Origin of the sequence: Microcoleus sp. S13C4 (assembly GCF_036700865.1) — a bacterium.
Classification (GTDB): domain Bacteria; phylum Cyanobacteriota; class Cyanobacteriia; order Cyanobacteriales; family Microcoleaceae; genus Microcoleus.
Window position 1 is genome coordinate 101,961 of sequence record NZ_JAUBPS010000008.1, and the last position, 25,152, is coordinate 127,112.

At 47.5% G+C, this 25,152-nt stretch carries 20 protein-coding genes; 11 read left to right on the plus strand and 9 right to left on the minus strand.

Annotated elements, in window-relative coordinates; translation table 11 throughout:
• Positions 1-2: 2 nt before the first annotated feature.
• Positions 3-914 carry a hypothetical protein gene (locus QT996_RS06040; RefSeq protein WP_333045248.1) on the minus strand — a complete coding sequence of 304 codons (912 nt, stop codon included), beginning with the start codon at positions 912-914 and terminating at the stop codon, positions 3-5.
• A 342-nt stretch (positions 915-1,256) separates the two neighbouring features.
• On the opposite strand from QT996_RS06040, the gene QT996_RS06045 reads away from it, so the two are divergent.
• Both QT996_RS06045 and QT996_RS06050 read left to right on the plus strand, forming a co-directional pair.
• Positions 1,257-1,421: a hypothetical protein gene (locus QT996_RS06045; RefSeq protein WP_333045249.1), complete on the plus strand. Its 165-nt coding sequence runs from the start codon at positions 1,257-1,259 to the stop codon at positions 1,419-1,421.
• A 30-nt stretch (positions 1,422-1,451) separates the two neighbouring features.
• Positions 1,452-3,509: a DNA polymerase III subunit gamma/tau gene (locus QT996_RS06050; RefSeq protein WP_333045251.1), complete on the plus strand. Its 2,058-nt coding sequence runs from the start codon at positions 1,452-1,454 to the stop codon at positions 3,507-3,509.
• A gap of 172 nt (positions 3,510-3,681) precedes the next feature.
• On the opposite strand, the gene clpX is transcribed toward QT996_RS06050, so the two are convergent.
• The 3 genes from clpX to tig all read right to left on the minus strand — a co-directional run bounded on the left by clpX (position 3,682) and on the right by tig (position 7,487).
• On the minus strand, positions 3,682-5,025 hold the full coding sequence (gene clpX, locus QT996_RS06055) for an ATP-dependent protease ATP-binding subunit ClpX (protein ID WP_333045252.1): 1,344 nt from the start codon (positions 5,023-5,025) through the stop codon (positions 3,682-3,684).
• A gap of 9 nt (positions 5,026-5,034) precedes the next feature.
• Positions 5,035-5,724 (minus strand): ATP-dependent Clp endopeptidase proteolytic subunit ClpP, encoded by a 690-nt coding sequence (gene clpP / locus QT996_RS06060; protein ID WP_333045253.1) that lies wholly within the window; start codon positions 5,722-5,724, stop codon positions 5,035-5,037.
• A gap of 347 nt (positions 5,725-6,071) precedes the next feature.
• Complete coding sequence (gene tig / locus QT996_RS06065; protein WP_333045254.1) at positions 6,072-7,487, minus strand: trigger factor; 1,416 nt, start codon at positions 7,485-7,487, stop codon at positions 6,072-6,074.
• 584 nt (positions 7,488-8,071) lie between these two features.
• On the opposite strand from tig, the gene QT996_RS06070 reads away from it, so the two are divergent.
• The 3 genes from QT996_RS06070 (at position 8,072) to QT996_RS06080 (ending at position 12,294) form a co-directional block, all read left to right on the plus strand.
• On the plus strand, positions 8,072-9,115 hold the full coding sequence (locus QT996_RS06070) for an aspartate-semialdehyde dehydrogenase (RefSeq protein ID WP_333045255.1): 1,044 nt from the start codon (positions 8,072-8,074) through the stop codon (positions 9,113-9,115).
• A gap of 107 nt (positions 9,116-9,222) precedes the next feature.
• Positions 9,223-10,116, plus strand: a complete 894-nt coding sequence (gene dapA / locus QT996_RS06075) for a 4-hydroxy-tetrahydrodipicolinate synthase (protein WP_333045256.1) — start codon at positions 9,223-9,225, stop codon at positions 10,114-10,116.
• Positions 10,117-10,413: 297 nt separating this feature from the next.
• On the plus strand, positions 10,414-12,294 hold the full coding sequence (locus tag QT996_RS06080; protein WP_333045257.1) for a ribonuclease J: 1,881 nt from the start codon (positions 10,414-10,416) through the stop codon (positions 12,292-12,294).
• A gap of 226 nt (positions 12,295-12,520) precedes the next feature.
• On the opposite strand, the gene QT996_RS06085 is transcribed toward QT996_RS06080, so the two are convergent.
• The 3 genes from QT996_RS06085 to QT996_RS06095 form a co-directional block, all read right to left on the minus strand.
• On the minus strand, positions 12,521-12,796 hold the full coding sequence (locus QT996_RS06085; RefSeq protein ID WP_006632924.1) for a MoaD/ThiS family protein: 276 nt from the start codon (positions 12,794-12,796) through the stop codon (positions 12,521-12,523).
• Between the two features lie 135 nt (positions 12,797-12,931).
• On the minus strand, positions 12,932-14,230 hold the full coding sequence (gene thrC / locus QT996_RS06090) for a threonine synthase (protein ID WP_333045258.1): 1,299 nt from the start codon (positions 14,228-14,230) through the stop codon (positions 12,932-12,934).
• Between the two features lie 370 nt (positions 14,231-14,600).
• Positions 14,601-14,861, minus strand: a complete 261-nt coding sequence (locus tag QT996_RS06095; protein ID WP_333045260.1) for a MoaD/ThiS family protein — start codon at positions 14,859-14,861, stop codon at positions 14,601-14,603.
• 494 nt (positions 14,862-15,355) lie between these two features.
• Between QT996_RS06095 and QT996_RS06100 the strand changes: the two genes are divergently transcribed.
• On the plus strand, positions 15,356-15,643 hold the full coding sequence (locus QT996_RS06100; RefSeq protein ID WP_006632921.1) for a hypothetical protein: 288 nt from the start codon (positions 15,356-15,358) through the stop codon (positions 15,641-15,643).
• A gap of 540 nt (positions 15,644-16,183) precedes the next feature.
• Here QT996_RS06100 and QT996_RS06105 read toward each other — a convergent pair.
• Together QT996_RS06105 and QT996_RS06110 are read right to left on the minus strand one after the other, a co-directional pair.
• Positions 16,184-17,560, minus strand: coding sequence for a cytochrome P450 (locus tag QT996_RS06105; protein ID WP_333045262.1), 1,377 nt, complete (start codon positions 17,558-17,560; stop codon positions 16,184-16,186).
• 138 nt (positions 17,561-17,698) lie between these two features.
• Positions 17,699-18,304 carry a hypothetical protein gene (locus tag QT996_RS06110; protein WP_333045263.1) on the minus strand — a complete coding sequence of 202 codons (606 nt, stop codon included), beginning with the start codon at positions 18,302-18,304 and terminating at the stop codon, positions 17,699-17,701.
• A 680-nt stretch (positions 18,305-18,984) separates the two neighbouring features.
• Here QT996_RS06110 and QT996_RS06115 point away from each other — a divergent pair.
• The 5 genes from QT996_RS06115 to QT996_RS06135 all read left to right on the plus strand — a co-directional run bounded on the left by QT996_RS06115 (position 18,985) and on the right by QT996_RS06135 (position 24,568).
• On the plus strand, positions 18,985-19,551 hold the full coding sequence (locus tag QT996_RS06115; RefSeq protein WP_333045264.1) for a COP23 domain-containing protein: 567 nt from the start codon (positions 18,985-18,987) through the stop codon (positions 19,549-19,551).
• A 161-nt stretch (positions 19,552-19,712) separates the two neighbouring features.
• Positions 19,713-20,009: a hypothetical protein gene (locus QT996_RS06120; protein ID WP_333045265.1), complete on the plus strand. Its 297-nt coding sequence runs from the start codon at positions 19,713-19,715 to the stop codon at positions 20,007-20,009.
• A gap of 205 nt (positions 20,010-20,214) precedes the next feature.
• Positions 20,215-21,438, plus strand: coding sequence for a COP23 domain-containing protein (locus QT996_RS06125; protein WP_333045266.1), 1,224 nt, complete (start codon positions 20,215-20,217; stop codon positions 21,436-21,438).
• Between the two features lie 210 nt (positions 21,439-21,648).
• Positions 21,649-23,889 carry a phosphoketolase gene (locus tag QT996_RS06130; RefSeq protein ID WP_333045267.1) on the plus strand — a complete coding sequence of 747 codons (2,241 nt, stop codon included), beginning with the start codon at positions 21,649-21,651 and terminating at the stop codon, positions 23,887-23,889.
• A 79-nt stretch (positions 23,890-23,968) separates the two neighbouring features.
• Entirely contained in the window at positions 23,969-24,568 is a 600-nt protein-coding gene (locus tag QT996_RS06135) for a Uma2 family endonuclease (RefSeq protein ID WP_333045268.1), read from the plus strand.
• Positions 24,569-25,152 lie beyond the last annotated feature (584 nt).

Consider the following 25,152-nt stretch of genomic DNA (forward strand, 5'->3'; position numbering starts at 1 on the left):
ACTTATTTCCGAGAAACGGGACGCTTTCCTCCTACCTTAGCAGGACTTTTTGTCCCACCTTTGGCAGGAGTTTTAGAACTACTTTTGCTACTTTTTTGACCCTTAGATCCTACCAATTGGCTATCATTGACATTTGCAGGTCTGCCGGCAGGCGTTCTCGTAGTCCTAAAGGTAACATTCACCCCTTCATTCGACTGTTCCAGCACCAACATCGGCGTCGGCTTGGCTTTTTGATCCCACTCAATATGAACGATGCGACCTTGAATTGTCGGCTGCCAACTGTCGTGGTCGTCTGAAGGACTCAGATAAGTTTCCAAACAGTCAATAATTTGATTAATTGTTGCTGATGTTGCCTGAGTCGGCAGTTTCATCAGCTTAATTTGAATCCGAAACAGCACACGTTTTTCTATTTTTACCGCCGGATCGCCAGTTTCGTATTCGATATCAAACATCGAATCCACTTGCCTGCCGCTGCCAGCATTCCCGTTTTTATCTCCCACTGCACCCTGGGTGGGACGCAGGGCAATACTAATTTTTTCTTTAACTTTTACCTTGATCTGGTTCACAATGGCAAAGTGAAAGACTTCTTCCGCCATCCGCATTCTCAGGTAGTCTAAATTAAAGTCTCGCGAGTGGATAAGGTCGGGATTCTTTTCCATCTTTGACATGGTTTCCAGAGCCATTTTGTATTTTTTCTGGAGTTCTCGATTTCTAAACTCCTCAAATTTGAGCTTTTTATTCAAATCGTCGAGTTTTAGCTTGGTAAACACCGCTAAACCGATAAGCAATAACAACAGTAATCCCGCCCCTCCTATTAAGAGTTGGTCTGAGGACGGATCTCCGGGTTTAGCCTTTTTAGGTTTGGGAGAGGCTACTGCCAACCTTGGTTCTACAAGGATTATTTGGGTTGACATGGGCTTTTAAAGGGTAAAATTTGACGCTATATTTATACAGGACTCCAGAGTAGAGCTGGTAGTGCAACTGGATCAACCAACATTGACATCATTCCACCATCATCTTGGTACAACTGGATTTCTGCAACTGGAACACGCACCCTCTAATTAATACTTTATCTTTAACTGCAAGCAGGTTTCCGAAATATCGGAAAATCGCGCGCTGGAACTGGCCAATAGAAATGGTGAATTGTCTGTAATAGATTATACCAATATAGCTAAAAAATGTTGGTTCGGCGGTCTCCGTTTCTAGCAAAATAAAAAGAAATACACATAAATTAATAGTAACTCTGGGAGCCAGCAGTGGAAAAAATCAAGGAGAACAGCCGATCGCCCCGACGATCGAGGGGCGGACGTTGGGAGAGTGATAATTCCTACTGTTGGGTCACTCCCGCCCTGCCAGCCCACCGGGCGGCTTGGTGTGAGAGTCAAGCTCTCTTTGCGATCGAACAACGTCTCCTTAGCTAAGATTACAGCTAATACCACCAATATTCGATCGTGACCTACGAACCCCTGCACCACAAATATCGCCCTCAGACTTTTGCCGAATTAGTCGGTCAAGAGGCGATCGCCCAAACCCTCACCAGCGCCATCCTACAAGAGCGCATAGCACCAGCATATCTATTCACCGGCCCCAGAGGCACCGGTAAAACCTCCAGTGCCAGAATTTTCGCCAAATCCCTCAACTGTATTTCTACGGTTGCCCCTACCCCGACACCCTGTGGCAAATGCAACGTTTGCCAAGAAATTGCCCGAGGTTCGACGCTAGATGTCATCGAAATTGACGCCGCCAGCAACACGGGAGTAGATAACATTCGGGATTTGATCGAACGAGCTCAATTTTCCCCCGTACAGTGCCGCTATAAAGTATATGTAATAGACGAAGTTCATATGCTCAGTACCCAGGCATTTAATGCCTTATTAAAAACATTAGAAGAACCGCCCGATCGCGTTGTATTCGTCCTCGCCACAACCGACCCACAAAGAGTATTACCAACTATTATTTCTCGTTGCCAAAAGTTCGACTTCCGCCGCATCCCCCTCGATGCAATGATTGCTCATTTGCACAAAATTGCTCAATTAGAAAATATCAATATTGCCAGCGATGCAGTACAAATGGTCGCTCAAATCGCCCAAGGTGGTCTGCGAGATGCCGAAAGTTTGCTCGACCAACTAAGCTTATTCCCGGGTGAAGTAACAGTCGAAAAAGTTTGGGATTTAGTCGGGGCAGTCCCCGAAAATGACTTAATGGAGTTGCTGCAAGCTATTGATACAGATAACGCTACAGCACTAATAGACATGACCCGCCACCTCATGGATCGCGGTCGAGAACCGCTAATCGTGCTGCAAAGTCTCGCGAGCTTTTACCGAGATTTGCTAATAGCCAAAGCTGCCCCGAAACGGTCAGATTTAGTAGCTTTAACATCTGCAACTTGGGAAAAACTGGGGGATTTTGCCCGCACTTGGGAGGCCGAGTTAATTTTAGCAGGTCAGAAACATTTGCAAACCCACGAAGTGCAAATTAAAAACACTACTCAGCCGCGTTTGTGGCTGGAAGTAACGCTGTTGGGATTGCTGCCCTCAGCAATTAAAACTCAGCCACAAGCAACAGCCGAACCAGCTAAAAATATTGCTCCATCACAAATTCACCCCCCCCAACCCCCCCTTGCTAAGGGGGGGAGCCAGACATCTAATATCGAAGCGCCTCCCGCTGCCAATTCGCAAAATCCTCCACCGACTTCGCAGCCTGTAGCTAATCGAATAGAAAGCACACCTCCTGCTGCGATTCCTGCACCTGTACCAACTGCTGAAACGAATCCAACAAATTATTCACCGACTAATTCAGCCGATGAAATCGATTTAAATCGAGTGTGGGAACAGGTACTTGAGCGGGTGCGACCGCATGGAACTCAATCGCTGCTTCGCCAACATGGACAGCTAGTAATTTTTAGCAATAATACAGCTCATGTTAAGATTAGTTCCCAGCCGTTGCTCAATATGGTTAAAGACAAAGTAGCTAATATTGAAGAAGCTTTTTTGCAAATTTTTAACCGTCGAGTAACAGTAAAAGTGGGCTTGACAAATCCCGCTGAAAGTAATAGTTCTCGCGCCAAGGATGTGCCTACTTCTAACGGACGTGTTGGCGAAAATCCCAGGAATTCTCATCCTGCGGATGATGCGGGCCAACAGGTGCAGAACTCGGCGGCTTCTGAGATTACAGATGATTTTTTGGGCAAGGGTAGAGAAGAACAAAAACACCCGCTAGCGGCTGAAAATACCGCCGTTAATGTGCCGGCAATTTCCGAATCGCGATCGCCCACAAACGGTTCTACAGACTCTCAGAATAACTTTAACGCTCAGGCTATAGCGGTGCGTGATGACGCTCAATATGTCGCGAATACGGCTAGGCAATTGGCTGATATGTTTGACGGAGAAGTAGTCGATTTGTCGGATGACTTGGAGATTTGGGAGTCGGAAACTTTTAGATTGGAATCTGAACCGGATTTGTCCGAGTTATCTTCTGAGTTAGGTGAGGATGATTTTATAGATTGGTAAATGGGAATTGGGAATAATACCAAATCCGGTAACACCGACATGATATAAACGGAGGACACGGCAGTGCCGTTTCCCTACCCCGATTAATTGTAGGGAAACGCCACTGCTGTGTCCTGATTGTGGGTAATATTAATTCCGAGGCTACCGGAAACTTATTGACAATGTGAAACTTTTAAGCTGACTCTGGCTTGGGTAGGGAAGACGGAAGTACCAACAACTCGGCGGTCGATCGCTTCTCGACCATTTCCTTAGTAATCGTACACCGGGCGACATCCTTGCGTGACGGCAACTCGTACATCACATCCAACATCAATTCTTCGACAATTCCCCGCAGCGCGCGCGCTCCAGTTTTGCGGCGGTATGCTTCCTGGGCGATCGCCCGAATCGCATCCGGCTTAAAGTCCAACTGCACATTATCCATCTTCAGCAGCTTTTGATACTGCTTAACCAAAGCATTGCGCGGCTCAGTCAAAATCGCCATCAGCGTTTCCTCATCCAGCGGCTCTAACACCGCCGCCACCGGCACCCGCCCAATAAACTCAGGAATCATCCCAAACTTCACCAAATCATCCGGTTCCAGTTGCTTGAGTACATCAGCAGCCCGCTTTTCCTTCGGCTGAGCTTCTCCGGGCTGAATAAAACCCATTGACTTTTTACCCGTTCTCTGCTCTATCACTTTCTCTAGACCGACAAAAGCGCCGCCGCAAATAAACATGATATTGCTGGTATCAATTTGGATGCAGTCTTGATAGGGATGCTTGCGGCCGCCTTGAGGAGGTACATTGGCGATCGTCCCTTCAAGCATTTTCAGCAGCGCCTGTTGCACGCCTTCACCCGACACATCCCGCGTAATCGAAGGATTTTCGCTCTTGCGAGCAATTTTGTCAATTTCATCAATATAAATAATTCCGCGCTGCGCCTCTTCCACGTCCATATCTGCCACTTGCAGCAGCCGCAGCAAAATATTTTCCACATCTTCCCCGACATAGCCCGCTTCCGTGAGCGTCGTCGCGTCAGCCACCGCAAACGGCACGTCTAGCATATCGGCCAAAGTCTGAGCCAGCAGAGTTTTGCCGCAACCAGTCGGCCCGATTAACAAAATATTCGATTTTTGCAGTTCTACTTCTTCCGGTGGGTGCTTGCCGCTATTTTTTGCATGGATAAAGCTCAGGCGCTTGTAATGGTTGTAAACTGCCACCGACAACACCTTTTTCGCCTCATCTTGGCCGATCGCGTTCTCGTCGAGGTAATTTTTAATTTCCCTCGGCTTCGGAATTTGGCTCATCGACATACTTTTGCCCGAGGTAGCGCGGCGCTTTTGCGTCGTTTCCTGCTTCGGAGCCACCGCCGCTGCCGGCACTGCACTGGAGTCAAACAACTCCTCATCTAAAATTTCATTGCACAAGTCAACGCATTCGTCGCAGATATACACCCCTGGGCCTGCGATCAACTTGCGTACTTGCTCTTGAGACTTGCCACAAAACGAACATTTTAGATGGGAGTCGTACTTAGACATAACAGCCTCTTAATTCAGTGCAGTGACATTCTCTCCCGCCGTCGGAAGGTTTTCCTTTTCGATAACTCGATCGACCAAACCGTAATTTTTGGCTTCCTCGGCTGACATAAAAAAGTCGCGCTCTGTATCAGCCTCTAATTTGTCGATCGGTTGACCTGTGTGGTGCGCTAGCAGTTGATTCAGCTTACGCTTATGATAAAGGATTTCTTTGGCTTGAATCTCAATATCCACTGCTTGACCTTGAGCGCCTCCAAGCGGCTGGTGAATCATAATTCGGGAACTCGGAAGAGACATCCGCTTACCGTGGGCTCCTGCTGTCAGTAGAAATGCGCCCATACTCGCTGCCAAACCGTAACAAATCGTCACCACATCCGGGCGGATTTGCTGCATTGTGTCATAAATTGCCATGCCGGCCGTTACCGAGCCGCCGGGGGAATTAATGTACATTTGGACATCTTTTTCTGGGTCTTCGGCATCTAGATACAATAGCTGAGCCACTATTGAGTCAGCAACTTCGTCGGTTACGGGAGTTCCTAAAAACACAATTCGCTCCCGCAGCAAGCGCGAGTAAATGTCAAAAGCCCGCTCGCCCATTCCCGACTGTTCTAGTACCATCGGCACTACATTGCTGGGGCTGGAACTGACATCAAAATCGTTATAGCTAGTAATTAGGTAATTGGAAGATTGAGATACAACCATAAGACACCAGTCAAGGATTCTAGACAATTTGCTGCTGCTGATGAAAGCTTTAAATTAAGCCGCCAGCTTTTAACTATTATGCCTCTTCTGAACGGATATCGGGGGAATGCGGAGTTTTGAGTTTTGAGATTGCTTTCTGTGTTCGGCGCAACGCTGGAGTGACTCGTAAGGCTCGCGGGGTGAATGAGTTAAAATACTCACTTGTAAATCATCGCTGCTTCTAGTGGACACCCCGAGCTTTTAGTAAGGATCAGGCGCACCCAGAGCTTGTAGTTAAGGATCAGGTGCGCCGTTAAAATCACGGTTGATTTCATGCCCCCAATTAGGGCATTTGAACACATTAAGTTCTATTCTTCGCCTACAACTTCCACTTCAACGCTCGTGGCTGCTTCTGCTGAATCTTCAGCGTCCGATTCTTCTGATTCTTCTGCTGCTGGAGTCAGAGAGCCTTCAGGTAGGAGTTCGATTGTCCCTTTTTCTTCCAACCATTTCAAGGTTTTTTGTTTGAGCAAGTCTTCTGCTACAAATTCCTGCAACCTTTGGGGGTCAAAATCTCCTTTAGGAAACTGCTTTCTGATTTTTGCTACTTCTGCTGCTACTTCTGCTGGTTCAACAGATAAGGATTCCAGCTTGGCTACTTCTGCCAGAGCTAAATTCTGCTTGAGGCGCTCGACTGCTTCCGGGCGCGAGCGTTCGCGCATCGGGCCCATATTTTCTTCGGTAAAGAGTTGGTTGATATCTATGCCGTAATTTTTCAATTGGACGGCTTGTTGATTCAACAAATAATCGATTTCGCGATCGACCATTGTTTCGGGAATTTCCACTTCTATTAGCTGCACGAGGGCTGCTGATATAGCTTTTTCCTTATTAGCTGATGTCTGGTTTTCTTTGTCGGCTTTAAACCGAGTTTCCAGCGATTCGCGCAGTTCTGCTAAAGTTTCAAACTCGCTGACTTCTTGCGCGAAGTCGTCGTCCAACTCCGGCAATTCTTTTTCCTTAAGTTCTTTGAGAGTAATCGTAAATACTGCCGGTTTTCCTGCTAGTTCTTCACTGCTATACTCATCTGGGAACTGCACGGAAACTTCTCTAGTTTCTCCCGGATTCATCCCGATCATGCCTTGGATAAAGCCCGATACAAACTGATTTTCCGATAATTCTACTTGAAAGTCTTCTGCTTGACCGCCAGGAATTTCTGCAGGAGTTTCGCCTTCTGCTGCTTCGGCAAATCTACCAGAGAAATCAACCAAAGCCGTGTCTCCCAACTGAGCCGGCCGGCCTTCTACGGGGATTAAAGTAGCTTTGTCCGATCGATATTTTGCCAGTACCTCATCTACCTGAGCCTCATCATACTTAGCTTCTTCTGCTTGAAGCTGCAAACCTGTGTACTGACCCAGTTTCACTTCGGGTTGTACGTCAACCTTCGCTGAAAAAATCAGAGGCTGTTCTGGATCGAACTTAGCTAGTAATTCTTCAAACTCGGTGCGAAGTTCAAAACTGCCAATTGCAGCAATTTTTTCTTGTTCGAGGGCTTTTTGCAGGGAATCATTAATCAAATTTTCCAAAGCCGTCGCCTTCAAACGAGTCTGGCCTAGGCGCTGTAGCAAAACTTGACGGGGAACTTTGCCTTTGCGGAACCCAGGAATATTAACCTCGCGAGCAAATTGTTTAATTACTTGCTCGTAAGCTTGTTTTGACTTTTCTGACGGTACTTCGATTTCCAGACCAATTTGGCTAGCTGGAAGTTTTTCCTGGGTTACTTTCATCGGCTTTTTTGATATTTAACAATAGTGTAATAAAATACATACAAATCTGACTTTGCCTGCATTTTAATTTTGTACGTTTTGAGTCGTAACGGCACAACTACAACACCTTTACCGGATGAGACTGTAAGTCATTGCCGGCTACTTTTTTGGCTCTTGCCAAATAGTTTTGGTTTGAGGATACTAGCTTTTGCTGCTAGGAATGTGGAGGTTAAGTCCACTAATTGCCGATGCACCATAGCACATATCGCCCTGTGATGTCAATCTTGCCGGCCTCTGCGGCCAGTCAAAGTCAATGGATGCGCCTGCGAAAATGCAGATATATCGCAAAACTTAACCGGATGCGGATTGGGCGCGGGCGATCCTCTTCGAGGGCTTCGCTAACGGCAAAAGATGCTAAACTGGCATGGGGTACGATCGCACGGATCAATTGGGAAGTTTGATCGCCCTTTTAGGTTAACTGCACCATTGCTATCCTCTCATGCTCCTGATATGGCATAACATTAATTAAGTTTGATATTGAGAATTGCAGTTATTTAAATTTTTGATTTCGATCTTTTAGACTTTAATTTGTGGAGGAAACTAATTTGTCTCAATCCTATCGAGTTGCCATTTTAGGAGCTACCGGCGCAGTCGGTGCCGAGTTGCTAGAACTCTTGCACAGCAGGAGTTTTCCGATTTCTAACTTGAAGCTGCTGGCTTCGGAACGTTCAGCAGGCACAACTTTGCCTTTTGGCGGTGAGATGCTGCCGGTCGAAGCAGTGTCGGCGCGATCGTTTGATAATGTAGATTTGGTGCTCGCTTCGGCAGGCGGCTCTACTTCTAAGTTATGGGCTGCGCAAGCGGTGGCAGCCGGAGCAGTGGTCATTGACAATTCTAGCGCTTTCCGCATGGATGCGAACGTACCGCTAGTGGTTCCCGAAGTCAATCCCCAAGCGGCCGCAGCTCACCGAGGTATAATTGCTAATCCCAACTGCACGACTATTTTGATGGCAGTTGCCGTTTGGCCACTTCACAAAGTTAGGCCTATACAGCGCATCGTGGTAGCGACTTACCAGTCTGCCAGCGGGGCGGGGGCAAGGGCAATGGAGGAAATGAAAGCTCAAGCAAGAGCAATTTTGGCGGGGGAAACACCCCAAACAGATATATTTCCCTACCCCTTAGCATTTAATTTGTTTCCGCACAACACCCCGATTAATGATTTGGGGTATTGTGAAGAAGAGATGAAAATGGTAAACGAAACTCGGAAGATATTTGGTACGGACGAGATTAAAATTACGGCAACTTGCGTGCGGGTTCCCGTACTCCGCGCTCATTCGGAAGCGATTAATCTAGAGTTTGCAGAGCCTTTTAGCGCGATCGAGGCAAGGGAAATCTTAAAGCAGGCAAGCGGGGTTAAGCTGGTAGAAGACTGGCAAGCTAATTATTTCCCGATGCCTGCAGAAGCCAGCGGTAAGGATGAGGTGTTAGTTGGCAGGATTCGCCAAGATATTTCTCACCCCTGCGGGTTGGAGATGTGGCTGTCGGGCGATCAAATTCGCAAAGGGGCGGCTTTAAATGCGGTGCAGATAGCTGAGTTGCTGGTGGAAAAAAATTTGTTGCGAACCCAAGCGGCGGTGGCTTCTAATTAGCGGAAATTCGGGCAACTGGTAAAGTGAAATTGGGGATTTTAGATAAACCTTTCATCTGAAATCAAAAATTTAAAATCAAAAATCAACAGTCTAAAATCGGAGAAAGTGTGGTAAAGTTTGGACGGGTTCTGACTGCAATGATTACGCCGTTTAAGGAAGACGGCAGCGTTAACTATGCGGTAGCAGAACAATTGGCAGTTCATTTAGCCGATCGCGGTACAGATAGCTTGGTAGTGTGTGGCACTACTGGCGAGTCTCCCACTATGACCTGGGATGAAGAGTACGAATTATTTCAGGTGGTACAAAAGGCGGTGGTCGGTAAGGCGTTGGTAATCGCAGGAGCCGGATCGAATTCTACTTCAGAAGCAGTCGCAGCTACCCAAAAAGCAGCTAAACTCGGGTTAGACGGCTGTTTGCAGGTGGTTCCTTATTACAACAAACCCCCGCAAGAAGGTTTATATAATCATTTTCGGGCGATCGCGCAATCTGCTCCAGAATTGCCTATAATGTTATATAACATCCCCGGTCGCACTGGTCAGAATATGTTGCCGGAGACGGTGGCTCGATTGGCAGAAATCCCCAACATTGTGGCCGTAAAAGAAGCAAGTGGCAACTTGGATCAAGCAAGTCAAATTCGCTGCTTGACATCCCCTGAATTTGCCATCTATTCTGGAGATGATTCCCTAACTTTGCCAATGTTGGCGGTAGGAGGATCTGGTGTAGTTAGCGTAGCCAGCCATCTGGTAGGAGAGCAACTGCAACAGATGATCAAAGCTTTCGAGGCCGGTCAAGTTCAAGTCGCTACCCAGATTCACTTGCAACTTTTTGACCTGTTTAAAGCTCTTTTTCTCACCACAAATCCCATTCTCGTCAAGACAGCTCTCAAACTTCAAGGCTGGGATGTAGGCTCCACCCGTCCGCCCCTGTGCGATCCGCCCGTTGAGGTAACTCAAAAGTTAAAGGACGTACTGAGTCAGCTAGCAGCAGTATCAGCTATCTAGAGAGGCGAGAACGAGTTTTCAGACAACTGAATATTGGTTGTTATCAGTCATTAGTTCTGAGTCATCAGTCATTAGTAATTAAGTGTTAGTAAATAGCTAACAGTCAAGGATTAAAGACTGAAGATAGAAGAATGAAGGCCCAAGACAACTGACTGTACGGGATAGTAAAACCCGCCAGGGATTTTTCCATAAATATTTGGAAAAAGATCGCCCTACCAACGAACAGTAGACGAAAGACGACAGACCACAGACCAAAGACCACAGACCCATAACAAAAATAACTAACAAAGGATACGCATGATCAAAAATACAACTGCATCTGCTCTAAAAGTTATTCCCCTCGGCGGGCTGCACGAAATCGGTAAAAACACTTGTGTGTTCGAGTACGGCGACGAAATCATTCTTTTAGATGCCGGTTTAGCGTTCCCGACAGATGGAATGCACGGGGTAAATATTGTCCTCCCAGACATGACTTACCTGCGGGAAAACAGCCACAAAATTAAAGGTATGATCGTGACTCACGGTCACGAAGACCACATCGGGGGAATTCCTTACCACCTCAAACAATTTGAAATTCCGGTCATCTACGGCCCGCGTTTGGCGATGGCTTTGCTAGCCGGAAAACTCGAAGAAGCCGGAGTGTCTCACCGCACTGAATTGAGAACGGTTCGACCCAGGGATACTGTCAGAATTGGCAAGAATTTCTTAGTCGAATACATTCGCAACACTCACTCGATGGCCGACAGTTTTACGGTGGCAATTCACACTCCTGTGGGAATTGTGATCCACACCGGAGACTTTAAAATTGACCACACTCCTGTAGACGGCGAGCATTTTGATTTGCAAAAGCTAGCGGAGTACGGCGAGAAAGGCGTGCTGTGCTTGATCAGCGATTCTACTAACTCGGAAGTTCCCGGTTTTACCGCTTCGGAAAGTTCTGTGGCGCCGAATTTAGACAGAATTATCGCTCAAGCACCGGGAAGAGTGCTGCTGACGACTTTTGCTTCGTCGGTACACCGATTGCAAATTGTTTTGGACTTGGCTAAGAAAAACAATCGGTATGTCGGAGTGGTTGGCCGGTCGATGCTTAACGTCATCGCTCACTGCCGCAATCTCGGCTACATCAAATGCGAAGATAGTATTTTCAAACCGCTGAAAGAAATCCGCAATTTGGCTGAAGACAAGGTGCTGATTTTAACTACAGGTTCCCAAGGCGAACCGATGGCGGCGATGACTCGCATTGCGAACGGCGAACATCACGAACTGAAAATCAGAAAGGGCGATACAGTCATTTTCTCAGCTAATCCGATTCCGGGAAATACGATCGCAGTGGTAAACACGATCGATAAACTGATGATGCTGGGAGCACACGTGGTTTACGGCCGCGACAAAGGCATTCACGTTTCGGGTCACGGTTGTCAAGAAGACCAAAAGTTAATGATTAACATGACTCGTCCTAAGTTCTTCTTGCCAGTGCACGGGGAACACCGGATGCTGATCCAGCACTCCAAGACGGCTCAAAGCATGGGCATTCCCGCTAGCAATATGGTGGTTATTGACAACGGCGATGTCGTAGAATTAACTGAAAATTCGATGCGAGTGAGCGGTAAAGTGCCTTCAGGAATTGAATTGGTAGATGCTTCTCGATCGGGTGTTGTCAAAGCGAACGTCCTCAAGGAACGTCAGCAGTTGGCCGGAGATGGCGTTGTAACTGTAGCGGCGGCTTTGAATTGGGAAGGCAAATTAGTTGCCAAACCAGAAGTTCACTTGAAAGGTGTAGTGACCTCAGCCGATCGCGCGGAGGTGATCCAATTAATCACTCAAACCATTGAAACAGTTTTGAGCGATCGCTGGTCAGAATTTGTCAAACCCGCCACTTCAGACTCACAAGTTGACATTGACTGGGTAGGAGTGCAAACCCAAATAGAAAAAGCAATTCAGCGGGTAATGCGCCGCGAACTGCAAAGCAATCCAATGCTGGTATTCCTGATGCAAATTCCTGAAGAAGCAGTGCGATCAGAAAAAGCAGCAGTATCTCCAGGTTCCCTGGAAGCACCTAAGCTATTATCCTCGCCATCATCGGCATCGCCATCCTTGCCATCGCCATCCTTGCCATCTCCTGCCAATCAGGTGACAGGACGGCGCCGTCCCCGGACTGCTGCAAGGGCAGCTTCCTAGTGCGATACTTCCCTAACGCACTGCGAACAAAGAAATGAGTTTTAGGTTTGTAGTTGCGCTTGGATACCCAAACGCAACTACAAGCCTAGATTTGATTTCATAAATAGATTTCCTCACTAAGTGAGGGAATACTTTTTAACCGCAGATAAACGCAAAGGAACGCAGATAGTAATTAATTCTATCTGCGTTCCTTTGCGTTTATCTGCCACCATCTGCGGTTGCAAAATCAGCCACCAGCAACTGCTGGAACAATGCTAACTTCATCACCATCTTGGAGGGCTGTTTTTGAGCCATCCAAAAAGCGGATGTCTTCGCTGTTGACGTAGAAGTTGAGAAATCTGCGGGGTTCTCCCTTTTCGTCGCACAGGCTTTTTTTGATGCCGGGACAATTTGTTTCCAGCGATTCAATTAGTTCGGAAATGTTATCGCCGGCGCATTCGATAGTGGCTTGATTGTTGGTAAATTTTTGCAGGGGAGTGGGAATTAAAACTTTGACGGTCATTTTTTTAGTCCTTAGTCAGTAGTCATTTATTAGTTATTAGTCCTCAGTCATTAGTCATCAGTGATCAGTCAGTAATCATCAGTCAACAGCTTAACAACCAATGACTAATGACTACCGCCTACTGACTAATAGCTGTTAAACCGAAACTTGTTGCCATTCTAAGCGTTCGAGCGTGCGGGCGCGTTCTAGGGCGCGCTCGAACGCTTCTAGTTTCGGTTCGAGGGTGATGGGTTCGCCGATGTAGCCTTGAACGGCTTCTTGCGTTTTCAAACCGTTGCCGGTGATGTAAACGACGGTGGTTTCATCGGGATTGATTTTACCTGCTTCTACGAGTTTCTTCAATACTGCGATTGTTGTGCCGCCTGCGGTTTCAGTGAAGATGCCTTCTGTTTCTGCTAGCAGTTTCATGCCTTCGATGATTTCGGTGTCGCTGACGGATTCAATGTTGCCGTTGGTTTTGCGGGCGATTTCCAAGGCGTACATACCATCGGCTGGATTGCCGATCGCGATCGACTTAGCAATTGTATTCGGTTTCACCGGTTTGACGAAATCGCGGTCTTCGCGGAATGCTTGGGCGATGGGGGAACAGCCGTCCGCTTGGGCGCCGCTGAATCGGACTTTCTTTTCGTCCACTAAACCGACTTCGATGAATTCATTAAAGCCTTTGTAAATCTTTGTGAACAAAGAGCCGGATGCGAGGGGGGCGACGATGTGATCGGGCAATTGCCAGCCTAGCTGTTCGGCAACTTCATAGCCGAGGGTTTTTGAGCCTTCGGAATAGTAGGGACGCAAGTTGATATTGACAAATCCCCAGCCATGTGTATTGGCGACTTCGCAACAGAGACGGTTAACTTGGTCGTAGTTGCCGTGAACTGCCATGACAGTTGGATTGTAAATCAGAGTGCCGAGGACTTTGCCTGCTTCTAAGTCGGAGGGGATGAACACTACGCAGTCGAGTCCGGCGTGGGCGGCGATCGCAGCCGTAGAGTTAGCTAAATTGCCGGTGCTGGCACAGGATACCGTTGTGAAACCCAATTCTCTCGCTCTGCTGAGGGCGACTGACACCACTCTGTCTTTAAAGCTGAGAGTGGGCATATTGACGGCATCGTTTTTAATATAAAGATTTTTTAGACCGAGGCGGCGCGCCAAGCGGTGGGATTTTAATAGAGGAGTCATCCCAGTGCCGACATCGATGACGTTATCTGTAGCGACTGGTAAAAATGCGCGGTAGCGCCAGATTGAGTTGGGGCCGGCTTGGATGGTTTGGCGAGTGACGCTGCGGCGGATGGCGTCGTAGTCGTACTTGACTTCAAGCGGGCCAAAACAGCAATCGCAGACGTGCTTGGCTTGGAGTTCGTACTCTTCACCGCATTCTTTACATTTAAGGGCTGTGAAGGTTGCTGCTGTGGATTGGGTTCTGGTGGCCTGGGTCATAGCTCAACTCTCTAGTTTTGCGATGTTTTCTTAGTCTTGTGCAAGATTAGCACGGTCAATTTAGCCCGTCAACTATACCCGACTTTTTTAGTCGGGATTAATTTTTCAGTTACTTTTCAGTTAAACAGTGGTGTATTTAACTTTGATATTTGGGCGGGCGAGACGCCCACCCCACAAGGATTTGGCTTGTTTTCAGGATCTGGCTGGGAATCCCGATTGTCAGGCCCGCACGCGAGCCCTATCGAACTCAAGGATGATTTGCCGACGGAATTGTTACAAAACTTAATAAATCTTTTTTGGGCTAAGAATTGGGCAGTCGTGCGATCGAACACAACTACAAAACCTCGAATTTTTGATTAACCAACTTAGCCTAGCCGCCGCTGACGGGGGGGATGAGTACAACTTCGTCGCCGTCTTGGAGGATGGTGTCGGCGGAGACGAATTCCATGTTGACGCCGAAGCGGGTGCGATCGCGCCATTGTTCTAATTGAGGATATTGGGCGATCGAGCTTTCTAGCACTTGAGACACTGGGGTTTCGGGAGGAAGTTCTAATGTAAGTTCCGAAACGCCGTAGGCTTCACCGAAGGCGGCGAACAGTTTAACGGTGACGGTAATCGAAGAGTCAGACACGGTAGTTTAGTGCGATCGACGGTTTGGCAATTATCAACTACACCATACAATTAATTAGGAATTAGGCGCGCCGAGGCTTAGAATTGAAAGCGGCAACCTCTAGTTAAGTTTTACCCCATCGGGTAAAGATGATGGTTGATTGCAGCAAAAAGTCTTAACAAGATTGTATGCCGATCACTCTCACCAACCAGGCGTTAGAGGCCGTTGGTATCCACTTAGATGCCGCTAGCTAAGGTCGAGTTTGCTGCGGTTGAGGTTAATGCGAGAATAATTTTTGAGGATGCGGCATAGATACTTTACGGTAATTGTGGGAGAGTACAAAAAGCTCGCAATACATTTAGCAGGCCACAACGCAGACAAGGCCCGGCCAACCCGCTTCTCCTGACTAAAAATCAGGTTATCTAGTGCGGCTTGGGATTGCCAAACCTTTGCCCTGCTTAGCAAGCTAGCCGTTCTATCTAAGAAGAATACTGAAGTTAACGCGATAGAAATATATGGCAAATAACGATTTTAAAGTGCTTCAAATTATTGAAGCTAAAGGCTGGTATGCCTTTGGGAGTACGAAGCAAAGCCAGCACGTTGAGAGATGGGTAAGACCTGTCGTGTGTTGGGTTTTAATAGAAGATAAAAAAAAGCGACGGGTTGTGACAGCTACCGCTAGCTATCAGATCCAGATTGACGACAAAGAAGTCGAGTTTTTTGCCCACGAAAGCGAAATTCAAGATCTGGAGAGTCTCCCGAAGTCTGTCTCGGTATCGGAATTTCTGAAAACCGAAGATTGAGAGAAGGGCAGAAGGAGATAATTTAACAAGTTATTAATTATTCCTTAGTGATTCCTTAAACTTGCTGTCGGATTCTATTGGAATTAGAGGCAGAAGCTCTAGATTGGGGAAAGGGGGAGACGAGGACAGGGGGAGAATTTGTACTTTTGCTTTGCCTTCTGCATCTTGTCCCCAATGCCTCAAGTAGCCCAAAAAATAAAGAGGCCGGAAGATTGCTGGCAATGCCAACACGCTTCCGACCTTGCTGAATAACAGGGTATGCATATGTTTTTAAAGTATGGCAGGCAGGCTTTTGAAATATCAAGAGGACTATTGCAATCACCCACTTTTGCTTTCAGGCTGTGTTTGCAAGGTTCATATCATTTTAGACTGAAAATTTGAAAAGTGAGAGAGGGCGAGGGTTACAGGTTAAGGATTCTAGCTGTTTATCTGTAGCGGGTGCTACAAAAAATGGTGGCATTTGCGGACGATCGCACCTTCTCCCTAAATGGTGGGCACTCAAAGCAGAAAGTTCGATCGCCCCCTGCAACTGCTGCGACTTTAAACCCCAGTAGCAACAGGTTCACGCTTCTGCTGCGACATCCGCCGCCCCAGCAGGGCCATCCGCACGCCGCCGGCCGGCCCTAAAGTCACCCCTCGGCGTTTGGCCTGTACGGGCTTTTTCTCGGCCAATACAAGGTCAAAATTCCGCAAAATGGTTGCCAGCACGAGTTTCATCTCCAACTGCGCCAGCGCCAAGCCGATACAGCGGCGGCTGCCGCCTCCAAAGGGCAAATACTCATAAGGCGAGAATTGCCTCTCCAAAAACCGTTCCGGTTTAAATTGCAGCGGTTCTGGATACAAATCCTCCCGTCTGTGGGTCAAATAAATCGAGCCGATGACAACCGTGCCCGGTTCGAGTTGATATCCCATCAGTTCCACGGGCCTGAGAACTTCTCGCGAAAACGTCAGCATTGCCACGGGGTAAATTCGCAGGGTCTCCTGACAAACTGCACTCAGGTAAGGTAAGCGGAAAATCTCCATCGGGTCGGGATTTTCCCCCAAACTGTCCAATTCTTGCAGCAACTTCTGGCGCACCGAGGGCAAACTGTGAATCCAGTAAAATGCCCAAGCTAAGGCCGTTGCTGTGGTTTCGTGACCTGCCACCAGCAGCGTCATCAACTCGTCGCGCAATTCTTCATTGGTCATTGGTTGCCCGTTTTCGTCGCGCGCGGCCATCATTAAGCTGAGAATGTCGGTGCGGTTGGCGTCTGGTTGCTGTCTGCGTTCTTCAATTTCCGCGTCGATCAGTGCGTCAACTTTCCGCTGCCACTGTTTCATGCGTCCCCAAGGACTCCAAGAGCCCCAATCTTGCTGCATCCAGCCGAAAAACAGCATACTCGATCGCAGGGGAGAGTTGGTCATATCGAGGACTGAGGCAAGTAGGGGCCTGAGCTCTTCCAATCGCGGCCCGTCATCGAGCCCGAAGACAGCTTGCAAGATTACCCGCATGGTGACTTCCTGCATGGCGTTGCGGGCCACAAAAGGTCGATCGACCGACCATTTGCTGGCAACATCTTGAGCAATATCGCAAATTAGTTGGCCGTAATTCCGCATCCGTTCCCCGTGAAAGGGTGGCATCAATAATTGGCGCTCGCGTTTGTGCCTTTCTCCTGAGAGGAGAAACATGGATTGTTCTCCCACGAGCGGTTTGAGAATACTATTCAGGCTGCCTGGAGCGTGAAACGCGCTGCTATTGAGCATCTCCTGGACACCTTGGGGGTGGTGGATCATCACCAATGGTTTCCCGTTGTTCACTTGAGCTGTGAAAATGTCGCCGTATTGTTTGGCACATTTATCCATGAATGTCAGGGGATCGCCGATCCATTGAATTAGCTGCACAAGGGGTGGAGCTTTGGGGCCGTTAGGTAGTGTCATAGGAATTACCGGGGTTTGGGTCACAGGACTTAGCAGTATCAACAAATCTCAAAGGGTTTGAAGGTTGGTTCAATCCCTCCCAACCCTTGTTTTTAAGGGGAGAATTACGTAAGTCCCTTCTCCAATAATTTTAATAGCTTATTCTCGAACGGTGCTCAAAATATCCTCTCCAAGCTCGGTAAAACGAACAGTTTTGATTTGCCAAGGAGCATAACTGGTTAAAGTTTGGCGCACGCCCCCGAACAAACCTAACATCTGACAACTGGACAGATTTTGCAATTTCTGCCGCGAATTTCCGGAGGCTCGCAGATCCACGGTAGCTATTCCGAGGTCGCGATCGATCTTGAGGCGATAACCAGCCAAACCAAGACTATCGAAAATCTGCTGCTTTAACACTTCATTAACCGCCGATGACATTAACTGGTTCTTTGGTCCTGTAACTGTTTCCGGCTTTAGAGTTTGACACAAATTATCTACTTTATAAACCGTAACGGTGGCAGTATTTTCTGAGAGGGCAGCACTGCCTAAAACTGAGGCAACAAAGTTAGAAGGCTGCGTTAATTGACTCGATCGAGCCTCAATTTGATTTCCCGTTAGCTGTAGCTGTTGAAACTGATGGGCGCTTCGGGAGAGTTGACTCTGGTTTTCGGTTGAGGTAGCGGCATCTGAGCTAGAACAACTGCTACCGCCCATCAAAATTAACCAAACGCCTAAATATCCTAACTGTTTGCAGATACGGTTCATAGTTTTTAATACTTTACTAAACGTCAGTGTATGGAGGGTGAATTTTGGTGGTAGAAAGCACTTAGACCCTGATTACACTCACTTAGAAGTATTTCCCCCAGTACGGAGATGAAAACAAGTTAAGAGTTCTTGTTAATACGTGGATTTTAGTGTTAGATCAGGTAAGAGGGGTTTTACCCCTCAGTACCCAGACCCAGCAGTCTACCTGTCTCAGCAGATCAAGCTTGCGACCCAGCTCGTAAGTGATATCAAATACCTTGTCAGTGGTGTGATGTACCGTTGCAACTCGATCCCTTCCAAGGTCTGAGGTGAAAAGCCTCTTTCCCGTTGGTAAAAGCCTGAGTTTGATTAGTAGTAATGAGGACAGAATTCCGACTTGCGCGCGCATTTTAAGCTCGGCTTCGGAGCGCTTTTTTAACAGCGCCGAAATCGCGGTTAGAGGGAACGTGCAAGTCGCGAACAATATCAAAACTTACGCATCAAGAGCAAAAAAACCGGGTTTTTTAACCAGGCATAAGGGCTGCAACGAAGTGTTTTCGTAAAAAAACCTGGTTTCTGGTCAAGTCGCGAAAAACATAATTCCCAAGTCAGCGGATCTGTAACGAACTGGCGCGTCAAGGGTGTTATGGCAGCATTTAGTGATTTTTGTCCCGAATCCCATAAAAAAGAGTGAACACATCATGAAACAGCAATTATTGACAAAAGTTTTGGCGGCAACAGCGATCGCCCTCAGCGGCCTGTCGGTTGCTTCTGGACCGAGTTACGGTCGGCGAGTAACGGGGGAAAGTGGATTTTGGTGTAACACCTCGACCGGTGCGCCGGTGACGGTGTACAAAAACCCTAAAGGTGCCGTAGAGCCTTGGATTGAGTGGACTTCCGATTATTTCTCCGGTTCTGGCTATGATCCGGCAACTCGGTGTCAATTAGTGAGTCAACGCCTCGAAACCTATCGTCGCCAACGGGTGCTCAAGTATATTACTGCGGGCCAGATGAACGGCCAGAACGTCATCTGCACGGCGAATCAAGTCAATGGGCTGTGTCAAAATTTGATTTATACCCTCAGACCCGGCCAAGACCCGATCGGCTCTTTGTATAATTTGTTGGCTTGGCGGCAAGGATATGTCGGGATGCCGTCTTTTGATGAAACCAGTAAAATTCCTTACATTGATGTCAGCGAAAAGCTAGGGGAAAACATGGATGATGAGGCGCAACAGCCCTCTTTTTCCCCGCCGTCCGGACAGCCTTAAAGAGGGAAAAATTTTCCATTCCGTCACCAATTCCAAGGGTGGATGTGGAAAACTTGGCGCGTCAAACAGCGGTACGCCTCCAGACGGGGAAATCTTTGGGTTCGGGGACGATCGTCCTGCAGCAGGGCCAAACCTATAGGGTGCTTACTAACTAGCACGTTGTGACGATCGGACTTGTCACCGACGACGGCCTCCTCCACCCACTGCTAGGAGTTCTGAGGCTGCTGGGCAATATCGATCTGGCGATCGTTCAGTTTCGTAGCGCGATCGAGTATAAAATAGCACCATTCACCATTGAACCCGGAGCGGTGTCTCAGCCAGTGTTGGCAGTCGGCTTTCCTGCGGGTGCTGAGGTTGGGGCTTTGGCGGTGACGCGGGCTTCTTTTCGCTGCTGCTACCCAAATCTTTGCCTCAAGGTTATAGCTTGGGCTATACAAATGAGGTTAAAATCGGTATGAGAGGCGACCCGATTTTTAATGCCAAAGGTTTCTTGGTTGGGATTAACTGTAGGGGCAAGTATCGAGATCCAAATTTGGGCGTTTATGCTTTTGAAGATCGAAGTGAACCAACAGCGGAATTATCGGAGAAAATGGTTAAATCCAGTTGGGGGATTCCGATCAGTATATATTTGCAGTTCGCCTCGTTTCATCTAGGGAGTTATCGATGAATGTGTGGAGTTTGCGGTTTGACGCGCTGACAATCATCTTGACAGGTGCATTAACAGTGACGGCCGTTGTCAGCCAACCATATGCTGCCTGTGCCAAAACAGCCGAAGAAATTGCCCAGCTAGCGACATTGACAACTGTGGAAGTCAACAATACGCTGGGTTTTTTTTCTAGTGGATCGGGAGTAATTATTGCCAAACAGGGTAATATTTACACAGTTCTGACAGCTAATCATGTGGTGGCAAGCCTCGCTCAAAAATACAGCATTCGCACTCATTTGGAGAAGGACTATGCTGCGATTAGAATACAGCGCCTACCCAAAAAGGACAGGGATATAGACTTGGCTTTGATACAGTTTCAAAGCCGAGAACAGTATCCAGTAGCACCAATGGGCGAGTCAGAACGTGCTGTTGTCGGTTCTGCTATTTACGTTTCTGGCTATCCGCTGCCAATTTCGGGATTTGAACGAAAACTTGAGTTTACTGCTGGTATCATCTCTTCTCGCTTGGGCAACGCCTCATCTGGGTATCGTCTTCGCTACCAAGCTGTAACCAGGCGCGGGATGAGCGGCGGGCCTGTATTTGATGCTGATGGCAGGGTGGTAGGAATTCACGGCCAGGGGGATACTGTTGGCACAATTAGGAGTCAATGGAACGGTCAGATTGAGGAGATAAAAACGGGGTTGAACGCGGCAATCCCGATCGATGCTTTTAGGGAATTGCTATCACAAAATAACCATAACGGATTTGATATTCTCAGCACTCTTTCTATCAGCAGCGACTCTGGTCAAAACCAACCGAATCTGGGTTATGGAGGATTTGTGTGCGATACCTCGACGGGCGAGCCGGTGACTGTGTATCAAAATCCGCAAGGGTTCAGGGAGCCTTGGATTCGCTGGAATTCTAATTTCTTTTCTAGTTCGGGCTACGATCCTCTAACTCGCTGCCAACAAGTGACTCAACGCCTTGAGAATTATAACCGCAATAAACAGCTAAATTATGTGACTGTGGGTATTGTAAATAACCAGAAAGCGATTTGCACGACTAGCCGCGTTAATGGGCCTTGCGAAGGTTTGATCTACACGCTGCGCCGCGATCAAGATCCCACTCCTGCACTTAGCAGTTTTTTTGTTTGGCTGGGGAATCAAAAGGCTGTGCCTTCTCTTTCTGAAAGCGGTACTGTGCTTTATATCGATGTCCGGGAACGGCTGGAACAATTTTAGATTTGGGATTTGAGATGGATTAGTAATGGGTAAACACAGAACCCCGACTTATTAAAAAAGTCGGGGTTCTCAAATAACTACTTATTAGCTTAAAAATTGAGATATTTTACTTATTTATCACTGACATAATAGAACTCATGATTTTTTGGAACACGGAAGCTATAAAATTACTCTTACATTAATCCAATTCAAATTTTTTAGGTATCAAGCATGACAGCAACTACCCCGCAGGCAACGTCAGCAACGCCCGCTTTTTGCGAAGGCATTCAATATTTTGCTGAAACAGTCCCTGGTTTTGAGACTTATGGGAAAGCACCTGCGATCGCCGAGGGGAGCAAGTCGATCGCCGATCCTGCCGATCCCGTCGCCGTCTTTCAAACGATGCTGGGAGCAGACGCCCTGCGCTACCTGACGCTGCAAGTTACCGCCAGCAAGGCATCGGGACATCCGGGGGGTTTTGCTAGCCAAGCTGAGGCTTATGCAGCACTCGTAATGCTCGGACACAAGAACATTGTCACCGAAGTCGGTCATCACGCCCCCGGCTTTTACAGTGCCATGTTTCTCGATCGATCTTTGGAGGATATGGGAATTGTTAACGTGCAGCAAGTGCGCGATAAATTCCGAGAAAAAGACGGTTTATTAGGACATCTTTCCGGTTTCATTCCCGGCCTTTTAGCACCGGCGGGCCCCCTCGGACAAGGGCAGCATTTCGCAATGGCTGGAGCGCTTTTGCACCGCGAAAAACTGTTTGCTTTCACAATCGGCGACGGCGGCATGGGCGAACCCTATCCGATGAGCAGCATGGGGCATTTCCACACTGCTTATCCCAGCGTTACTAACTTTTTGCCTGTGTTGGTTTGGAACGGATATTCTCAGGAACATCACAGCATGGTTTCGACTAAAACTAATGCTGAAATGATTGCTTATTGGCAAGGCAACGGTTTTGAAGAAGTTATCTTAGTTGATGCTAAGGAATTTGACGATAAAAATCAACCCGAAGATTATGTTGACAGCACTGCTTTTTCGCTCGAACAGCGCATGGCATTTACCAAAGCTGTTTTACAAGGAGTTGACAAAGCGGCAAAATCTGCTCTCGGCGGAAAATTAACTGTGTTTATTATCAAACAGTTGAAAGGTGCCGGCGTGCACGCGCGCGGCGCAAAATCTCACAACCTTTATCCGAAAGATACGCTTGATGCTCCGCACATTATCAGTGCTTTAAAAGAGCGCGCTTTGACTGCTGATGCTTGGCAGTTGGTGCGGACAAATTGCGAGCGCGCGGGCGGCGGGCCGGCGGCGAAAACAGTTGTTACTGAGTTTACATTGCCGCTGGCCGATTTAGGCGAATTGCCTTTAGAAGAATTTGGGGTGGGCGGAGAACCGAAGATTTCGACAACAGCAATGGGGGTTTTGGTAGGGAAAGTCGGCGAGCGCGATCATACTTTTCTGGTCACTAATGCTGACGGCAATGAAGCATCGGCAATTGCCAATATCAACCAAGCTCTCAAGATTATTCACCCGACGACAGATGACCTATACAATCAATCGCCAAACGGTCAAGTTTACGAACCTTTGAGCGAAGATGCTTGCGCAGGTTTAGCCGTAGGTTTATCGCTATTCGGAGCGCGGAGTTTGTGGTGTTCCTACGAATCTTTTGCCATCAACGGTTTACCAATTTGGCAAACTGTAACCCAAGCAATGGCAGAATTGCGCCGTCCAACTCCGGCAACTGTCACCTTATTTACAGCGGGTGCATTGGAGCAAGGCCGCAACGGTTGGACGCACCAGCGGCCGGAAATTGAGGCTTATTTTGCCGCGATGATGCGGAACGGAAATGTGTTTCCTTTGTTTCCACCGGATGCTAACAGCATTCAAGCTTGTTACGAGTGGGCTTTGACTGCTAAAAATAAGGGAGTTGTGATTACTGCAAGTAAGTCGCCGCTGCCAATTCGCACTACTTTTGAACAGACTCGCCAAGGTTTGCAAGACGGTGCGATTGTGCTGCACGAAGTCGATTCCCCGCAAGCTCCCCACAATCAAGGGGGGAGCAAGAAAGTTGTGTTTGCTGTTGTCGGCGACATGACGTTAATGCCAGTGTTTGAAGCGGCGGCATTTTTGGAAACAGAAGGGATTGGAGTGCGGATTGTTTCTGTTGTGAATCCCCGGCGTTTGTACCGCCCAACAGACGTTGCTTGGGATACTTGTTCGGAAGCTGACGGCGGCTTTTTGAGCGATGAGAAATTTGCCGAAATGTTTGGCGGAGATGCCTTGATTGGCGTGACAGGTGGTGCTTCTGGGATGTTGGAACCTGTGATGCTACGCAGCAATTGCAAGCGGGATACTTTCGCTTGGAAGCGCGGGGAAACTACTGCTAGTGCTGGTCAATTGATGGCGTTTAATGGGTTGACTGCTGAGGCGTTGACTAAAAGGGCGATCGAGCTAGTTCATTAAGTTAGAATGTGAGTGAATGCCCCTGCCTGGTTGGTGCTGGGTAGGGGCTAGTAATATTTAAAATAGGATGGTGATACCTGTGACTGCCCAACTTTTAGAAGAAATAGGTACGCTTGCAGAACAGCGATTGATTCTCCCCGGTTATTATACTTGGGAGCAATTGGAGGCGATGGAATCTTTGATGGCCGACTCTCCGGGTTTGCGGATAACTTATCTTGATGGGTGGATCGAGTTTATGACACTGGGTGAAGCACATGAGACAATCAGTTGTCTTCTTAATTTTTTGCTACAACTCTACTTTTGTGAAATGGGAATTGAATATATTCCTGTAGGGAGTGCAACTCGCAGAGACCGCGCAAGAGATGTATCATTTGAACCTGACGAGTCTTATTACATAGGTTCAAGAAAAGAGCATCCCGATTTAGCCTTGGAAGTAACGATGACTAGCGGTAGCACAAATAAACTAGCTAAATATCTGCGACTTCGCATTCCTGAAGTCTGGTTTTGGGAAAATAATCAGTTGGCTGTGTATGGGTTGCGGGAGGATAATTATGAGCAAGTTTCAAGAAGTGAGTTGCTGCCGGAATTGGATTTAGAATTGCTGGTGCGTTGCGTTTTAATGCCTTCAAGGATTGAGGCAAGGACGGAGTTTCTTAATGGGGTTCGGCAAGTGGGTTGAATGCTCAGGAGTTGGTAAAAAGTGCGATCGCCTACGAGGGCTTCGCTAACGGTTTGATTGGTTAAGCTAAAATGTGACAGACAACCATTTGCTCTCACAAACAACCTTTGCGCGATCGGCTTCAACGATTGGTTAGATTTGTACGTGTAAAGTTACTAAGCTCAGAAATATGAAAATTTATAACTTTGATATTAAATCTGTTAAAAGCGGAATTATTCGTATTTCTATTCTCGACCTCTGCGTGAATCAGCGTTAATTCATTGTCATCTGCGGTTAATAAGTTCTCTTTTTTTAACCGCAGATGAGGGCAGATAAACACAGATTAACGCATTAATTCTTTCAATTACCGTGGCACCGTCCGTGATTGTTGACGATTTACTGGATATTACCAGGACGATCTACGGGATTTAATATGATACGATTCTAGAGCTATACGTGCAGCTTTAACCTAATGCTGAGGGGATAATTTACTGTAGTTTAGACTAACTAAAGATGAGAACGGTGGTCCAAGAAAAACTAGAGCCACCGTTAAGGAGAGAATGAGGGTGAAAAATAAAAACCTATTCACTCCTTAAATGAACAGT

Excerpts from the sequence above, each read along its gene's own strand:
- QT996_RS06040 (WP_333045248.1), bottom strand. The coding sequence starts at position 914 with ATGTCAACCCAAATAATCCTTGTAGAACCAAGGTTGGCAGTAGCCTCT.
- clpX (WP_333045252.1), bottom strand. The coding sequence starts at position 5,025 with ATGTCTAAGTACGACTCCCATCTAAAATGTTCGTTTTGTGGCAAGTCT.
- clpP (WP_333045253.1), bottom strand. The coding sequence starts at position 5,724 with ATGGTTGTATCTCAATCTTCCAATTACCTAATTACTAGCTATAACGAT.
- tig (WP_333045254.1), bottom strand. The coding sequence starts at position 7,487 with ATGAAAGTAACCCAGGAAAAACTTCCAGCTAGCCAAATTGGTCTGGAA.
- QT996_RS06080 (WP_333045257.1), top strand. The coding sequence starts at position 10,414 with ATGATCAAAAATACAACTGCATCTGCTCTAAAAGTTATTCCCCTCGGC.
- QT996_RS06085 (WP_006632924.1), bottom strand. The coding sequence starts at position 12,796 with ATGACCGTCAAAGTTTTAATTCCCACTCCCCTGCAAAAATTTACCAAC.
- thrC (WP_333045258.1), bottom strand. The coding sequence starts at position 14,230 with ATGACCCAGGCCACCAGAACCCAATCCACAGCAGCAACCTTCACAGCC.
- QT996_RS06100 (WP_006632921.1), top strand. The coding sequence starts at position 15,356 with ATGGCAAATAACGATTTTAAAGTGCTTCAAATTATTGAAGCTAAAGGC.
- QT996_RS06105 (WP_333045262.1), bottom strand. The coding sequence starts at position 17,560 with ATGACACTACCTAACGGCCCCAAAGCTCCACCCCTTGTGCAGCTAATT.
- QT996_RS06110 (WP_333045263.1), bottom strand. The coding sequence starts at position 18,304 with ATGAACCGTATCTGCAAACAGTTAGGATATTTAGGCGTTTGGTTAATT.
- QT996_RS06115 (WP_333045264.1), top strand. The coding sequence starts at position 18,985 with ATGAAACAGCAATTATTGACAAAAGTTTTGGCGGCAACAGCGATCGCC.
- QT996_RS06125 (WP_333045266.1), top strand. The coding sequence starts at position 20,215 with ATGAATGTGTGGAGTTTGCGGTTTGACGCGCTGACAATCATCTTGACA.
- QT996_RS06130 (WP_333045267.1), top strand. The coding sequence starts at position 21,649 with ATGACAGCAACTACCCCGCAGGCAACGTCAGCAACGCCCGCTTTTTGC.